We start from the raw sequence: 15,407 nt of genomic DNA on the forward strand, positions 1-15,407 counted from the left end.
CGACCGCCGGGATTCCCGAGCTAGGGGAGGGTGACCTTCTCAGGCTGGTCCTCGATCGAGCGCGGCTGCTGCGCACCGATCGTGTTGTCCTCGGTGTCCTTGCGCTGGAACTGCCGCATCATGCCGCCGATCAGCGACGGGCGGCCCTGCGACTTCGAGTACACGTCGAAGGCGACGGCGACGAGCAGGACGAGACCGCGGATGATCTGGACGCGGTTCGACTCGAGGCCCATGAGCTGCAGGCCGTTCGACAGCAGCGCCATGACGAGACCACCGATGATCGAGCCGGAGATCGTGCCGACACCACCGGCGACGGCGGCACCACCGACGAACACGGCGGCGATCGCGTCGAGCTCCCAGCCGGTGCCGTCCGCAGGGCCCGAGGCGCCCGAGTAGGCGACGAAGACCATACCGGCGATCGCGGCGAGGACCGACATGTTCATCATGACGAAGAAGTTGACCTTCTTCGCGGAGACACCGGACAGGACCGCGGCGTTGGCGTTGCCACCGACGGCGTAGACCTGGCGGCCGAAGATCGTGTTCTTCGTGACGAAGCCGTAGACGATGGTCAGGACGCCGAGGATGATCGCGACGATCGGGACCGAGGTGCCGACCGGACCGGCGGCGAACAGGTAGGTCGCGAAGAGCGTGACGGCGACGAGGATGCCCGTGCGGACGATCGAGACCCACAGCGGCGGGACGTCGGCGTGCATCTTCTTGCGGCGGGCACGGCCACGGGCCTCGATGATGATCAGCGCGGCGATCGTCGCGAGCCCGATGATGAGCGTTCCGTTGCTGAAACCGAAGTCGGGACCGAAGTCACCGAGGAAGCCGGCGCCGATCGGGGTGTACGCGTCCGGGACGGGGACCGAGGTGGACGAGCCGATGATCTGGTTCGCACCACGGAAGATGAGCTGGCCGGCGAGGGTCACGATGAAGGCCGGGACCTTCACGAACGCCACCCAGAAGCCCTGCCACGCACCGATCAGCGCGCCGATGGCGAGCCCGAGGACGATAGCCGCCCAGACCGGGAAGTGCCAGACCGCCATGGACTGCGCCACGACGATGCCGACGACCGCGGCCACCGAACCGACCGACAGGTCGATGTGGCCGGCGATGATCACCATGACCATCCCCAGCGCGAGGATGAGGATGTAGGAGTACTGCAGGAACAGGTTGATCACGTTGGTGGGCTCGAGGATGAGCCCCTGGGTCGTGATCGAGAACAGGATGAGCAGCACGACGAGCGCGATGATCATGCCGTACTGGCCGATGCTGTTGCCCTTGCCGAAGAGCAGTTTCAGGTTGTTCATGAGACGGTGGCGCCCTTCCGCGCGGACGTCATGCTGCGCATGAGCGTTTCTGGATCGGCCTGGTCGGCCGGGAGGTCAGCGGTGATCTGCCCCTCGAAGATGGTGTAGATCCGGTCGGAGAGACCGAGGAGTTCGGGGAGCTCGGACGAGATGAGGATGATGCCCTTGCCCTCGGCCGCGAGCTGCTGGATGATCCCGTAGATCTCGAACTTCGCACCCACGTCGATGCCGCGGGTGGGTTCGTCGAGGATGAGGATGTCCGGGTCGGTGAACATCCACTTCGACAGGACGACCTTCTGCTGGTTGCCGCCGGAGAGCTTGCCGACGTTGTCCTCGACCGAGGGCACCTTCGTGCGGAGCATCTTCCGGTACTTCTCGGCGACCGAGTACTCCTCGAGGGAGTCGACGACCCCGCCCTTGGAGATCTTCTTCAGGTCGGCGGCGACGGTCGAGCGCTTGACGGTGTCGAGCAGGTTGAGGCCGAGGGCCTTGCGGTCCTCCGACACGTAGCCGAGGCCGTTGTCGATGGCCTGCTGGACGTTCGTGACCTTGATCTCGCGGCCGTCCTTGATGATCTGCCCGTCGAGCCAGGTGCCGTACGAGCGACCGAACAGGCTCATCGCCAGCTCGGTGCGGCCGGCACCCATCAGGCCGGCGAAGCCGACGATCTCGCCCCGGCGGACGTGGAAGTTCGAGCCCTTGCAGACCAGGCGCGACGCGTCGAGCGGGTGCTGCACGGTCCAGTTCCGGACCTCGAAGAACGTCTCGCCGATCTTCGGGGTGCGGTCCGGGAAGCGCGACTCGAGCGACCGACCGACCATGCCTCGGATGATGCGGTCCTCGTTGACGCCGTCCGCCTTGACGTTGAGCGTCTCGATGGTCTTGCCGTCGCGGATGATCGTGATCTCGTCGGCGATCTGCTCGATCTCGTTGAGCTTGTGGCTGATGATGATGCTCGAGATGCCCTTGGCCTTCAACCCGACGATGAGGTCGAGGAGGTGCTGGGAGTCGTTCTCGTTCAGCGCGGCGGTCGGCTCGTCGAGGATGAGGAGCTTGACGTCCTTGTGCAGGGCCTTGGCGATCTCCACCAGCTGCTGCTTGCCGACACCGATGTTCTTGATCTGCGTGTCCGGGTCGTCGGCCAGGCCGACGCGGGCGAGCAGGTCCTGCGCGCGGAGCTGCGCGGCGGTCCAGTCGATGCGACCGAAGCGGCCCGGCTCGTTGCCGAGGAACAGGTTCTCCGTGATGGAGAGCTCCGGGATCAGCGCCAGCTCCTGGTGGATGATGACGATGCCGGCCTGCTCGGACTGCTTGATGTTCGAGAAGCGGACTTCCTCGCCCTCATAGACGATCTCGCCCTCGTACGTGCCGTACGGGTACACGCCCGACAGCACCTTCATCAGCGTGGACTTGCCAGCGCCGTTCTCGCCGCAGATCGCGTGGATCTCGCCGGCTCGGACGCTCAGCGAGACGTCGGAGAGCGCCTTCACACCAGGGAACTCCTTGGTGATGGAACGCATCTCGAGGATCGTCTCGGGAGCGGTGATCGAACGGGTCTCGAGCCCGCTCTCGATCGGGTCGTGACCCTGTGGGGTTGACGCCACGGTGCATCTCCTTCTGCCGCTGCGATGCGGCAGTCCTTCGGTGGAACAGCTGCGGCATCCGAAGGGCACGAGGGTGCGTGCGGACTTCGTTGTCGCGTCCGGTGTCCCCCGTGTGACGGGCCATGTGAACGGTCACATCGAGGAACGGAGGTAATCCTACGCACAGGCTCGCCCGGGCTGTCAATTCGGACGGGTCGCGATTCGGTAACGCCGGGGGCACTTCCGCGCGCAGTGGCTCGGGCGCCCCTCGGGCTGGGGACAGACTGACCGGTTCAGCGGTGGCGCGGCGCCCCGGTCGATCCACGGACGACGAGTTGCGGGACGATGTCGATCGGGCGCAGCAGGTCGTCCCCGCTCGGCAGCAGGATGTCCACGCTCCGGCGCCCGAGCTCGGCGAAGTCCACCTGCACGGTGGTCAGCGGCGGCCAGAAGTGCTTCGCCTCCGGGATGTCGTCGTACCCGACCACGGACAGGTCGCCGGGGACGTCGAGCCCGTAGGAGCGGGCGGCGTGCATGACGCCGAGCGCCATCGCGTCGTTCGAGCAGAACACCGCCGTGCAGTCCCGGTAGCGGAGCAGTTCCCGCCCGGCGTGGTAGCCGAAGTCCGCCGTCCAGTCGCCGAGGACCGGGGGCTGCACCGGCTTGTCCCGGTCGGACATCTCGCGCAGGAACCCCTGCATCCGGGCGTCCGCTTCGATCCAGTCCTGCGGGCCGGCGATGTGCCGCACGTACTCGTGGCCGAGGTCGAGCAGGTGCGCGGTCGCCAGCCGGGCGCCCTCCATCTGGTCGACCCAGAGGGCGGTCGGGTCCTCGCCGACGCTCGAGCGCATCGTCACGTACGGGGTGCGCACGCCGAGCTCCTCGATGAGGTCGAACACCCGCTGTTGCGGAGCGATGACGACGATGCCCTCGACGTCCTGGTCGAGCAGGTGACCGAGCCCGTCGCGCACCGCCGCATCGGTCGGTTCCGCGATGTTGGCGGTCGTGACGGAGTACCCGCGCAGGACCGCGGCGTCCTCGATGGCCTGCAGGGTCACGGTCGGCCCGTAGTGGGCGCGCTGCGCGGTGAGGACACCGATCGTCCGCGTCCTGCTCGTCACGAGGGCGCGGGCGGCACGGTTCGGCCGGTACTGCAGCTCCTCCATGGCGGCGCGGACCCGGTCACGGGTCTCGGCACGGATCGCGTCCGAGTTGTTCAGCACCCGCGACACGGTCTGGTGCGAGACGCCCGCGACCCGCGCGACGTCACGGATGCTGGGGGACCGCGGCTGCTCTGCCCGCGTGGTCGCCATTGCTGCTCTCTCCCGCTCGGGCCCGCAGCACGCCCATGTGCACGTTCACATCCCGAGCCAGATCATTATGCACGGCGCGCGGATGCACACCGACTGAAGGCAGGGGCGACCCCGGACGGGAGGCGCGGCGCACCGCCGTCACGGAGCCGACGGAGACGCCGTCGGGACCGGTGCGTCAGCTGCCTGGGGAGGGCCTCCCGGCAGTGGGCCGGGCGCGTCGCGCCCGCCGACGCGCTACCGACCGGCGAGTGCGTCGAGCGGCAGCTCGGCGAGCTGCCACCCGAGCCACGGGCTGAACGCGAAGGGCGCGGCGGTGACGGCCTGGCGGAGCTTCTCCTCCGACAGCCACACCCACTCGGACACCTCGTCGTCCGCGGGCTGCGGATCGGCGTCGGCCACGGCACGGAACACCGGGCAGACCTCGTTCTCGACGATCCCGGAGGCGTCGACCGCGCGGTAGCGGAAGTCCGGCAGGACCAGCTCGACGCTGTGCACGGAGAGCCCGAGCTCGCGGTCGGCCCGCCGGGCGATCGCGTCCTCGAACGACTCGTCCGGGCCGGGGTGCCCGCAGAACGAGTTCGTCCACACGCCGGGCCACGTCTTCTTGGCGAGGGCGCGACGGGTCACGAGGACGTCCCCGGCCGCGTTCTGCACGTGGCAGCTGAACGCGAGGTGGAGGGGCGTGTGGTCTGTGTGCACCGTGAACTTGTCGGCGGTACCGATCGGGGTACGGTCTTCGTCGAGCAGGACAACGGTTTCCGGGAAAAGGCTCATCTGCCTCGATAGATTAGGCCAATGACCGAGGAAGCGGCCACCGTGGCGCACATCGACCTCGCGCTGGTGGATGCGTGCCTGGAGCACTTCTTCACGGCGTCGAGCGCCCGGGCCGCGGCCTTCGGCCGGCCGTCCGAGGAACTCTGGCGCGTCCTCCGCAAGGCGAGCATGGGCGGGAAGCGCTTCCGGCCGCGCATGGTGCTCACCTCGTACACCGCCCTCGGGGGTGACGACGAGCACGCGGGCGCACACGTCGCCGCCGCGTACGAGTTGCTGCACACCGCACTCGTCGTGCACGACGACGTCATCGACCGCGACTGGTCCCGCCGCGGCCGTCCGAACGTGGCCGGGTCCTTCCGCGACACCGCGACGACCGGCGGGCTGCCGCTGCCGACCGCCGAGCACCGTGGGACGAGCGCGGCCGTCATCGCGGGCGACCTCGCGCTCGCCGCCGCCCCGCGCTTCATCGAGGCCAGCGGCGTCACCGGGGAGCGCCGGTCCCGACTGCTCGACCTGTTCGACGACGCCGTCTTCGCCAGTGCCGCCGGCGAGATGGCCGACGTCGACCTCGCGCTCGGCGTCATGCCGACCGTGGCCGAGGTGCTCCAGATGGAACGCGCCAAGACGAGCGTGTACAGCTTCGAGGCGCCGCTGCAGTCCGGCGCCGTGCTCGCCGGGGCGCCCGAGGCCGTGGTGGCCTCGCTCGGCGCCTTCGGCCGCGAGATCGGCATCGCCTACCAGATCGTCGACGACCTGCTCGGGGTCTTCGGGAACGAGGGCGCGACCGGCAAGACCGCGATCGGTGACCTCCGCGAGGGCAAGCGCACCATGCTCATCGCCTACGCGGCGACGACCGACTGCTGGCCGGACCTCGCGCCCTACCTCGGCGACCCGGACCTCACCGAGGAGCGGGCCGCCGGTCTCCGCGCCCTCCTCGTCGAGTGCGGTGCGCGTGACGCGGCCCTCGACCACATCCGCGAGCACACCGCCCTGGCCCGCGCCGAGCTGGCCGCGCTGCCCGACGAACTCGGCGCCCGGCTCGAGGGACTCGTCACCGAACTCGTGGAGCGCGTCCGGTGACGTCGAGCACCACCCCCGACCGCCTGCCGCTCTACGACGCCACCGCCGAGGCCGCCTCGAGCGTGGTCATCAGCCGGTACTCCACGTCGTTCGGCCTCGCCAGCCGACTGCTGACGAAGGACACCCGCGAGCACATCCGGAACGTCTACGCGCTGGTCCGCGTCGCCGACGAGGTCGTGGACGGCCCCGCGACCGAGGCGGGACTCGACCCCGAGCTCGCCCGCACGGTCCTCGACGAGCTCGAGACGGACACCGAGCGTGCGATGGCCCTCGGCTTCTCGGTGAACCCCGTCGTGCACGCCTTCGCCCGGAGCGCCCGGACGACCGGCTTCGGCCCCGAGCTCACCCGCCCGTTCTTCGCGTCGATGCGGATGGACCTCGACCAGACCGAGCACGACCAGGCGTCCTTCGACACCTACGTGTACGGATCGGCCGAGGTCGTCGGACTGATGTGCCTCCGCGCCTTCGTGTACCGCGCCGGACGACCGACCTTCGACGACGCCGTGCTCGTCGACGGGGCCCGGGCCCTCGGGGCCGCGTTCCAGAAGGTCAACTTCCTCCGCGACCTGCACGCGGACTTCGAGGTGCTCGGCCGCTCGTACTTCCCCGGCGTCGACGTCCGCAGCTTCGACGAGGCCACGAAGGACCGGCTCGTCGCCGACGTCCAGGCCGACCTCGACCGCGCCGCCCGCACCGTGCCGCTCCTGCCGAAGGACGCCCGCCCCGCGGTCGCCCTCGCCCACGCCCTGTTCCAGGAGCTCAACGACCGCATCGCCGCGACCCCGGCAGCGCGGCTCATCACCTCCCGCGTCCGCGTCCCGAACCCCGCCAAGGCCCGCCTCGCCGCGCGCGTCCTCGCCCGTCGGGGCACGCTGTCCGCCCGGAGCGCGCCACCCGTCACCGCACCACCCGCCACGCCACAGACTGGAGGCTCGTCTTGAGCCCGACCCCTGCCTCCCGTCCGACGACCGGACCGAGCACCGGACGGGCCGTGCCGGTCCGACGGGCCGTCGTCATCGGCGGCGGGATCAGCGGCCTGGCGGCCGCCGCCCTGCTCGCCCGGGACGGCTTCGCCGTGACCGTCCTCGAACAGCGCACCCAGCTCGGCGGTCGTGCCGGCTCGTGGGAGCAGGACGGCTTCCGGTTCGACACCGGCCCGAGCTGGTACCTCATGCCCGAGGTGTTCGACCATTTCTTCCGGCTGCTCGACACGAGTGCCGACGAGCAGCTCGACCTCCAGGTGCTGGACCCCGGGTACCGCGTCTACACCGAGGGGCACGACGAGCCGATCGACCTGCGGGCCTCGCGCGAGGAGAACATCGCGCTGTTCGAGTCGATCGAGCCGGGTGCCGGCGCGAGGATGGCCAAGTACCTCGACTCCGCCGCCGACACGTACGACATGGCCGTGCGCCGGTTCCTGTACGGGACGTTCCAAGACCTCACGAAGCTCGCCGCCCCCGACGTCCTGAAGCGGCTGGGGAAGCTCGCCCGCCTGCTCGTCCAGCCGCTGTCCTCGTTCGCCGCGTCCGCCGTGCAGGACCGACGGCTGTGGCAGATCCTCGGGTACCCGGCGGTGTTCCTCGGCACGAGCCCGTACGCGGCGCCGAGCATGTACCACCTGATGAGCCACCTCGACCTCGCCGACGGGGTGCTCTACCCGAAGGGCGGCATCAGCGCGCTCATCTCCGCCGTCGAGCGGGTCGCAGGCGCCGAGGGCGCGACGATCACCACCGGCGCCACCGTGTCCCGCATCGTGGTCGACGACGGCCAGGCCACCGGCGTCGCCTGGCGCGACCAGGACGGCACGGAGCACGTCGAGCACGCCGACCTCATCGTCAGCGCGGCGGACCTCCGGCACACCGAGATGGAACTCCTCGAGCAGGAGCACCGGACGCACGACGCGGAGCACTGGCAGAAGCGCGATCCCGGTCCCTCGGCCGTCCTCGTCTACCTCGGCGTCGAGGGCGAGGTCCCCGGGCTGCTGCACCACACGCTGGTGTTCACCGCGGACTGGAAGGCGAACTTCGGCGCGATCTTCGGGAAGGACCGGCACGTCCCGGACCCCGCCTCGATCTACGTCTGTGCGCCCTCGCTCACCGACGACTCGGTCGCGCCGGAGGGGCAGACCAACCTGTTCGTCCTCGTGCCGCTGCCCGCCGACGTCTCCATCGGCAAGGGCGGGATCGACGGCGCGGGGGACGCCCAGGTCGAGGCCATCGCCGACCGCGCGATCGACGTCATCGCCGAGCGCTCCGGTGTCGCGGACCTGCGCGACCGGATCCTCGTCCGCCGGACGATCGGGCCGCAGGACTTCGCCGACGACCTCAACGCCTGGAACGGCTCGATGCTCGGCCCGGCGCACACCCTGACGCAGAGTGCGTTCTTCCGCGAGAAGAACGCGTCCACGAAGGTCGGCGGGCTCTACTACGTCGGCGCCTCGACCATCCCGGGCATCGGCCTCCCGATGTGCCTCATCAGCGCCGAGGTCCTGCTCAAGCGGATCCACGGGGACACGTCGACCGAGCCGTTGCCGACCCCGCTCCCGCGGTCGGCTGACGCACCGCCGCTCCGGACGACGGGCTGATGCCGGGGCTGTACCTGGCCGGCCTGCTCGTCTCGATCGCCGGGGTCGCGGTGCTCGACGCCCGCCACCGGCTGTTCTTCTGGCGTGCGCCGCTCCGGGCCGCCGTGGTCATGCTCATCGGGCTCGCGTTCTTCATGGTCTGGGACGTCGTCGGCGTGCACCTCGGGATCTTCTTCATCGGCACGACGCCGGTGCTGACGGGTGTGCTCCTCGCCCCGGACGTGCCGCTCGAGGAGTTCTTCTTCCTGGTCCTGCTGTGCTGGACGACGATGGACCTGTTCGGAGCCGTGCGCCCGGTCGCCGAGCGCCTCCGTCGGCGACGGGCTGCACAGGGCACCGGCACGGTCTCCGACGTCCAGGGCGGAGGCCCGGTGTGACCGGGTCGGGGACGTACGCCCTGCTCGCGGTCCCGTTCCTCGGGGTGGCGGTGCTGACCGCGATCGCCGCCGGCGTCGTGTCGGCGCGCCGGAGCCGCGGCACGGTCGGTGCCGGGCGCAGCCGGCGGTCCACCGTCCTCGGCGGCGTCGTCACCGGCGTCGTCCTGGTCGTCATGACGTGTGTGTTCAACAACGTCATCGTCGGGCTCGGCGTCGTCGCGTACGACCGGGCGCTCGTCCTCGGCGCCCGCGTCGGGCTCTTCCCCGTGGAGGACCTCGCCTACGCGATCGGGGCGGTCCTGCTGCTGCCGAGCTGCTGGGTCCTGCTCGACCGACCGGTACGGTCGGAACGCCCGTCCCAGCCGTCCCGTTCCCCCGAGGAGGCCCCATGACCGTGCCCCGCGCCTCCAGACCGTCCACCCTCCGAGCCCTGTTCGTCTCGTCGCGACCGATCAGCTGGGTGAACACCGCCTACCCGTTCGGCGCCGCGTACCTGCTCGGCAGCGGGGTCGGCGTCGAGGGTGGCGGCGGCTTCTCGCTGCTCGCGTTCGTCGTCGGGGTCGTGTACTTCCTCGTGCCGTACAACCTGGCGATGTACGGCATCAACGACGTGTTCGACTACGAGTCCGACCTGCGCAACCCGCGCAAGGGCGGGGTCGAGGGAGCGCTGCTCGACCGGAGTGTGCACCGCGCGACCCTGTGGGCCGTCGTGGTCACGAACGTGCCGTTCCTCGTCGCGCTCGTGCTGCTCGGCGTGGCCAGCGGGAACGGGCCGTGGTCGTGGCTCGCGCTCGCGGTCAGCGTGTTCGCGGTCATCGCGTACTCCGCACCGGGACTGCGCTTCAAGGAGCGGCCGTTCCTCGACTCGATCACCTCGTCCACGCACTTCGTGTCCCCGGCGGTCTACGGACTCGCGCTCGCCGGACCCGAGTGGACCGGACACCTCGTCGCGGTGTGCATCGCGTTCTTCCTGTGGGGGATCGCCTCGCACGCGTTCGGTGCCGTGCAGGACGTGCTCGCCGACCGCGCCGGGGGGATCGGCTCCGTGGCGACCGTCATCGGCGCGCGCGCGACCGTCCGCCTCGCGTTCGTGATGTACCTGGTGGCCGGGGTGGCGCTGCTGTTCTCGGCGTTCCCCGGGCCGGTCGCGGCAGTCGTCGTCGTGCCGTACGCGCTCAACGTGCTGCGGTGGTGGAACGTCACCGATGCCGAGGCCGAGTCGGCGAACGCGGGGTGGAAGCGGTTCCTGTGGCTCAACTACCTGGCGGGGGCCGTCGTGACCCTGGCCCTGATCGGGTACGCCTTCACGCACTGACCCCGGCGGTCAGGCCGCGCCGGCCACCCGCCGCGCCTGCTCCACGGCCGCGCGGACGCCTCGGGACCACGACGGGCCGTGGCCGGGCAGCACGTGCCGGGCCTCGGTGTCGACGAGCAGGTCGAGCGACGCCACCGCGGTGTCGACGTCCGCCGTGGCCGCCGGGGCGACGATCCGCGGACCGATGCCGCCGGTGTAGGGGTCGAGCGTGACGAGGGCGTCCCCGACGATGACCGCGTCCCGGTCCGCGAAGTGCAGGGCGACGTGTCCGTCCGTGTGACCGGGCGTCTCGATGATCCAGGGGGTCCCCGGGGTCTCGGCGCGGGACTCCATGAGCTCGACCTCGTCGATGCCGTCGACCGTCGCGGCACCCGCCAGCAGCATCCGTCCGAGGGGCCGCAGTCCGCCCGGGTGCGTCAGCACGAAGCCGAACCGGTTCACCGCCGGCCGGTACGAGTACGGGTGCGCAGCGAGGTCCCGGTCGCCCGGGTGGACGTACACGGGGGTGCCCCAGTCGCGGTGCATCCGGGCGGCCGTGCCGACGTGGTCGAAGTGCCCGTGCGTGAGCAGCAGGGCCTCGACCTGGTCGGGGGTGTACCCGAGGTCGTGCACGGCGAGCTGCAGGTGCGGCCAGACCGCGGGCAGCCCGGCGTCGACGACGAGCAGTCGGTCCCCGGTCTCGACCAGGTAGGTGTTGGTGTGTGCGAGCTCGAGGCGGTGGATGCCCTCTGCGACGTCCCGGAACAGCATGACGGGGACGGTAGGCCCACGCCGCTGGACGCGTTGCCGGGAGCAGCGCCGGGGGATGGGCGGCAGCGCCCGGTGCGCTGCCCGGACCTCCACCGGAGCGCGTCCCGCGAGTGCGCTCGGTCCGGAGCGTGTACTCAGGATGCATGCCCAACGACTCCCTCCCCGAGCTCGAGCTCGCGAACGTGCGCACCCGGGAGCGGATCACCGAGACGGTGGACCGCATCCGGCAGAAGGCGGACGTGCCCGCGCGCACGCGCCTGGCCGTCGCGAAGACCAAGCAGCGCTGGCGCCACGACCCGACGCCCCTCGTCGCGGTCGCGATGACCGCAGCGGCCGGTGTCGCGGCGATCGTCGTGGGCGTCCGGATCGGGAACACCCCCGCCGGTCGCCTCGCCGCGCTCCGCGAGCCCGCCCCCGTGCCGGTGTTCAAGCCGGTGAAGGTCCGCAAGGACGGCAAGTCGAAGGGCGTCCCCGTCTTCGCACGCAAGGACCCGACGGGCAACCCGGTGTACCAGGAGCGCGAAGCCGCCGAGAAGCGTCGGAAGAAGGACGCGAAGCGGGCGGGGAAGTCGATCAAGCGGATGAAGAAGGCGGCGAAGGGCTGACCATGGCGAAGGAAGCACAGAAGCCGGCGGCGAACGACCCCCGCAAGCCGGATTCACCCACTGACCTCAAGAAGCCGACGGTCACGTACACGCTGAAGAAGACCCTCCGCGAGTTCACCGCCGACCAGTGCACCGACCTCGCGGCGGGCCTCACGTACTACTCCGTCCTCGCGCTCTTCCCGGGTCTGCTGGCGGTCGTGTCCATCCTCGGTCTGTTCGGAGACCCGTCGAAGACCATCGACACCCTGCTGCAGATCATCGGCAACGTCGGGTCGAAGGACGTCGCTGACCTCCTCCGCGACCCGGTCGAGGGTCTCGTCCGCTCGCCCGCCGCTCCCGTCACGTTCATCGTCGGTATCCTCGGTGCGCTCTGGTCGGCCTCCGGCTACGTCGGCGCGTTCGGCCGCGCGATGAACCGCATCTACAACGTCCGCGAAGGACGACCGATCTGGAAGCTCCGTCCGACCATGCTCGGCGTCACCGTGACCACGGTCGTCCTGCTCGTCATCGGGCTGCTCACCCTCGTGTCCGCCCCGCTCGCCCGCAGCTTCGGGGACGTCATCGGCCTCGGCGACGTGGCGGTGACCGTACTGTCGATCGTGCAGTGGCCGATCCTGCTCGTCATCGCGATCGTCATCGTCGCGGTGCTCTACTACTGGTCGCCGAACGTCAAGCAGCCGAAGTTCACCTGGGTCGGCGGCGGGTCGATCCTCGCGCTGCTCATCTGGATCATCGCGAGCGTCGGCTTCGGGTTCTACGTCGGGAACTTCTCGAACTACAACGCCACGTACGGCTCGCTCGGTGGTGTGATCGTCTTCCTCCTCTGGATCTGGATCACGAACAACGCACTGCTCTTCGGTGCCGAGTTCGACGCCGAGATCGAGCGTGGCCGCGAGCTGCAGGCCGGCATCAAGGCGGAGGAGGACATCCAGCTCCCCGAGCGCGACACCCGCCAGACCGAGAAGCAGGACGAGAAGCGCGCCGAGGACGTCCTCCAGGGCATCCGCATCCGGCAGAGCGCCGGCGAGACCAAGGACGAGTGAGCACGGCGCGCGAGCGCGTCCTGTCCGGGAGGCTCGGTGACGGTTCCGTAGGCTTGCCTGCGTGACCGACACCGAGCCTCCCGTCTCCGTCCCCACCGCCGCGAACGACCGTCCGGTCGCGCTCGTCACCGGAGCGACCCGCGGCATCGGCCGTGCGATCGCGGCCGACCTGGGCCGGACGCACCACGTGCTCGTCGGCGGACGCGACGCCGACGCGGTCGCCGCCGTCGTCGCGGAGCTGCCGAGCGCGGAGCCCTTCGTCGGGGACCTGGGCGCCGGGGACCTGCCGGCCGTGCCGAGCTGGATCGACGTCCTCGTGCACTCCGCCGGCGTCGAGCAGGGCACCCGCATCGCGGACACCCCGCGGGACACCTGGGAGGCCGTCTTCGCCACGAACGTCTTCGCGGTCGCGGAACTGACCCGCGTGGCGATGCCCGGCCTCCGTGCCGCCCGCGGTCTCGTCGTGACGATCAACAGCGGCGCCGGCTTCACGGCCGGTCCGGGCGGTGGGGTCTACGCGGCGTCGAAGTTCGCGCTCCGGGCCTTCACGGACGCCCTGCGCGAGGAGGAACGCGCGAACGGCGTGCGGGTGTCCAGCGTGCACCCGGGCCGCACCGACTCGGACATGCAGCGGGCCCTCACCGAGAAGCTCGGCGAGGAGTACGACACCGACTACTACCTCGCGCCCGAGGACGTCGCCGACGCGGTCCGCACCGTGGTCGACCTGCCGGAGCGTGGCACGGTCGAGATGCTGTCGATCCGGCCGTCGCGGCGACGCTGAGGGCGCTGCCACGCCGGGCCTCGGCCACGCGAGCGTCCCGCGGCGCCGCGTGGCCGAGCCCGGCCCGCCCGGTCCGCCGGTCGAGCCTCAGCCGAGTTCGATCCGCGACGTCAGCCCGAGTCCCCCGAGGAACCGCTCGTCGTGACTCACCACGACGAGCGCACCGCGGAACGACCGGAGGGCCGCGACGAGCTGGTCGACGCTCGACAGGTCGAGGTCGTTCGTCGGCTCGTCGAGCACGAGCAGGTGCGGCGGCGGATCCGCGAGGACGAGACCGGCCAGTGCGACCCGGAAGCGCTCCCCGCCGGACAACGATCCCGCCGGCCGGTCGACGGCGTCCCCGCGGACGAGCAGCCGCGCGAGCCGGTTCCGCAGCTCTGGCACCGGGACGGCCGGCGCTGCGCGTCGCACGTTCTCGAGGACCGTCGCGTCCTCGTCGAGGGTGTCCTTCTGCTGCGGGAGGTACCCGACCCGGTCGGTGTGGGCGACCGCGCCGGTGTCGGGGAGCGGGTGTTCCCGTGCCGTCGTGAGCCCGACGAGCTGTTCCAACAGGGTCGTCTTGCCGACGCCGTTGTCGCCGACGAGGGCGAGGCGCTCGGGTCCCTGCACGACCGCGTCCCGACCGCGCACGGTGATCGTCGCGATCCGCCGCGACGCGGCCACGCCGGGGTCGGGCAACTCGACGTGCAGTGTCTCGTCCTGTCGGACGCGGCGGCCGGCCTCCCGTACCGTCGCCGACGCCACCGCCTCGGCCGACGCATGTCCGGACCGGAGCCGCCCGGCGGTCGCCTCGGCCTGCTTCCGCCGCTCGTTCGCCAGGATCCTCGGGATGGAGGTGGCGGACGCGGCCCCTGCCTTCGCACGTCGCGCGATGGAGGTCTCGGCCTCGATCCGCTGCCGCTTCTCGGCACGGTACCGCTGCTCGGCGACCCGGACCTCCCGTTCGACGGCGGCCTGCTGCACGGCGAGGTGCTCCTCGTACGCCGAGAACGTGCCGCCGAACACGGTCAGAGCGCCGTCGCGGAGCTCGACGACCTCGTCGACGTGCTCCAGGAGTTCCCGGTCATGGCTCACGACGACGAGTGTGCCGCGCCAGTCGTCGATCAGCGCGAGCAGGGCCGCCCACGCTCGGCGGTCGAGGTTGTTCGTCGGCTCGTCGAGGAACGCGATCGGACGCGCGCGGAGACGGATCCCCGCGACCGCGACGAGCACCGCCTGACCGCCCGACAGCGTCCCGACGGGGCGGTCGAGGTCGGCAGCGCCGAGGGTCGCTCGCGGACCGAGGTCGAGGGCGGCCAAGGCCGCTCCGGCCCGGTCCTCGACGTCCCAGTCGTCGCCGACCACCTCGAAGTCGTCCGGCGTCGCGTTCCCGGCGAGGACGGCGCGGAGCGCCGTGACCTGCGCACCGACCCCGAGCAGGTCCGCGACGGTCCGCGGAGGGCCGGGACGGGCCTCCAGACCGGACGGCACGGCGGTGCCCGCTCCGGACGGGAGGTGCGGTGCGGCTCCGGCGAGCCGCTGCGGCAGGTGGTCCACGGCCCCCGTCGTCTCGACGGAACCGGCGGTGGGGACGAGCTGGCCGGTGACGAGGCGGACGAGGGTCGACTTGCCGGCCCCGTTCCGGCCGACCAGACCGGTGCGGCCGCGACCGAACGCGGCGGTGATGCGGTCGAGCGCGACGGTGCCGTCGGGCCACGCGAAGGAGACGTCGTGCAGGACGACGGACGGATTGATGGGCATGCGGATGCCTCCGGAGATCGTGCGGGCGCACGACACCGTCAGCCGCTCGGGCGGCGGTCCCACCGGTGGGCGGGCGAGGTCACGGTGTCAGCGCAGGGACAGCTGCTGCTGCGGCGCAGTGCCGGTGATCTCGCGCAATGCCGCACCGT

15 protein-coding genes are annotated in these 15,407 nt (G+C 71.0%); 9 read left to right on the forward strand and 6 right to left on the reverse strand.

Going from position 1 to position 15,407, the window contains the following annotated elements; all coding sequences use genetic code 11:
- Nucleotides 1-20: 20 nt before the first annotated feature.
- From mmsB to idi, 4 genes are all read right to left on the reverse strand, one after another.
- On the reverse strand, nt 21-1,313 hold the full coding sequence (gene mmsB, locus DEI84_RS09660; RefSeq protein WP_110823275.1) for a multiple monosaccharide ABC transporter permease: 1,293 nt from the start codon (nt 1,311-1,313) through the stop codon (nt 21-23).
- Nucleotides 1,310-2,833, reverse strand: coding sequence for a multiple monosaccharide ABC transporter ATP-binding protein (mmsA, locus tag DEI84_RS09665; protein WP_181419447.1), 1,524 nt, complete (start codon nt 2,831-2,833; stop codon nt 1,310-1,312). Before mmsA ends, mmsB begins: the two co-directional genes overlap by 4 nt.
- 356 nt (nt 2,834-3,189) lie before the next feature.
- Nucleotides 3,190-4,209 (reverse strand): LacI family DNA-binding transcriptional regulator, encoded by a 1,020-nt coding sequence (locus tag DEI84_RS09670; protein ID WP_110823277.1) that lies wholly within the window; start codon nt 4,207-4,209, stop codon nt 3,190-3,192.
- Between the two features lie 234 nt (nt 4,210-4,443).
- Nucleotides 4,444-4,983 carry an isopentenyl-diphosphate Delta-isomerase gene (gene idi, locus DEI84_RS09675; protein ID WP_110823279.1) on the reverse strand — a complete coding sequence of 180 codons (540 nt, stop codon included), beginning with the start codon at nt 4,981-4,983 and terminating at the stop codon, nt 4,444-4,446.
- A 21-nt stretch (nt 4,984-5,004) separates the two neighbouring features.
- Between idi and DEI84_RS09680 the strand changes: the two genes are divergently transcribed.
- From DEI84_RS09680 to DEI84_RS09705, 6 genes are read left to right on the forward strand one after another with little or no spacing between them, the layout of a single operon-like run.
- Nucleotides 5,005-6,063 carry a polyprenyl synthetase family protein gene (locus DEI84_RS09680; protein ID WP_110823282.1) on the forward strand — a complete coding sequence of 353 codons (1,059 nt, stop codon included), beginning with the start codon at nt 5,005-5,007 and terminating at the stop codon, nt 6,061-6,063.
- Nucleotides 6,060-7,004 carry a phytoene/squalene synthase family protein gene (locus DEI84_RS09685; RefSeq protein ID WP_110890654.1) on the forward strand — a complete coding sequence of 315 codons (945 nt, stop codon included), beginning with the start codon at nt 6,060-6,062 and terminating at the stop codon, nt 7,002-7,004. The genes DEI84_RS09680 and DEI84_RS09685 overlap by 4 nt, the downstream gene beginning before the upstream one ends.
- Nucleotides 7,001-8,647, forward strand: a complete 1,647-nt coding sequence (crtI, locus tag DEI84_RS09690) for a phytoene desaturase family protein (protein WP_258371748.1) — start codon at nt 7,001-7,003, stop codon at nt 8,645-8,647. The genes DEI84_RS09685 and crtI overlap by 4 nt, the downstream gene beginning before the upstream one ends.
- Nucleotides 8,647-9,024, forward strand: coding sequence for a lycopene cyclase domain-containing protein (locus DEI84_RS09695; RefSeq protein WP_110890656.1), 378 nt, complete (start codon nt 8,647-8,649; stop codon nt 9,022-9,024). Before crtI ends, DEI84_RS09695 begins: the two co-directional genes overlap by 1 nt.
- Nucleotides 9,021-9,416: a lycopene cyclase domain-containing protein gene (locus DEI84_RS09700; protein WP_110890657.1), complete on the forward strand. Its 396-nt coding sequence runs from the start codon at nt 9,021-9,023 to the stop codon at nt 9,414-9,416. The genes DEI84_RS09695 and DEI84_RS09700 overlap by 4 nt, the downstream gene beginning before the upstream one ends.
- Nucleotides 9,413-10,339 carry a prenyltransferase gene (locus DEI84_RS09705; RefSeq protein ID WP_110890658.1) on the forward strand — a complete coding sequence of 309 codons (927 nt, stop codon included), beginning with the start codon at nt 9,413-9,415 and terminating at the stop codon, nt 10,337-10,339. The genes DEI84_RS09700 and DEI84_RS09705 overlap by 4 nt, the downstream gene beginning before the upstream one ends.
- Nucleotides 10,340-10,348: 9 nt before the next feature.
- Here DEI84_RS09705 and DEI84_RS09710 read toward each other — a convergent pair whose 3' ends face one another.
- Nucleotides 10,349-11,089 (reverse strand): MBL fold metallo-hydrolase, encoded by a 741-nt coding sequence (locus DEI84_RS09710; RefSeq protein WP_181420407.1) that lies wholly within the window; start codon nt 11,087-11,089, stop codon nt 10,349-10,351.
- Between the two features lie 143 nt (nt 11,090-11,232).
- Between DEI84_RS09710 and DEI84_RS09715 the strand changes: the two genes are divergently transcribed.
- The 3 genes from DEI84_RS09715 to DEI84_RS09725 all read left to right on the forward strand — a co-directional run bounded on the left by DEI84_RS09715 (nt 11,233) and on the right by DEI84_RS09725 (nt 13,518).
- Complete coding sequence (locus DEI84_RS09715; protein ID WP_110890659.1) at nt 11,233-11,694, forward strand: hypothetical protein; 462 nt, start codon at nt 11,233-11,235, stop codon at nt 11,692-11,694.
- Between the two features lie 2 nt (nt 11,695-11,696).
- The gene (locus DEI84_RS09720; protein WP_110890660.1) at nt 11,697-12,737 is read left to right on the forward strand and encodes a YihY/virulence factor BrkB family protein; all 1,041 of its coding nucleotides are present in this window, start codon (nt 11,697-11,699) and stop codon (nt 12,735-12,737) included.
- Between the two features lie 61 nt (nt 12,738-12,798).
- Nucleotides 12,799-13,518 carry an SDR family oxidoreductase gene (locus tag DEI84_RS09725; RefSeq protein ID WP_110823297.1) on the forward strand — a complete coding sequence of 240 codons (720 nt, stop codon included), beginning with the start codon at nt 12,799-12,801 and terminating at the stop codon, nt 13,516-13,518.
- Between the two features lie 87 nt (nt 13,519-13,605).
- On the opposite strand, the gene DEI84_RS09730 is transcribed toward DEI84_RS09725, so the two are convergent.
- Complete coding sequence (locus DEI84_RS09730) at nt 13,606-15,258, reverse strand: ABC-F family ATP-binding cassette domain-containing protein (RefSeq protein ID WP_110890702.1); 1,653 nt, start codon at nt 15,256-15,258, stop codon at nt 13,606-13,608.
- Nucleotides 15,259-15,407: the final 149 nt, after the last annotated feature.

The organism is Curtobacterium sp. MCBD17_023 (assembly GCF_003224415.1).
Taxonomy (GTDB): Bacteria; Actinomycetota; Actinomycetes; order Actinomycetales; family Microbacteriaceae; genus Curtobacterium.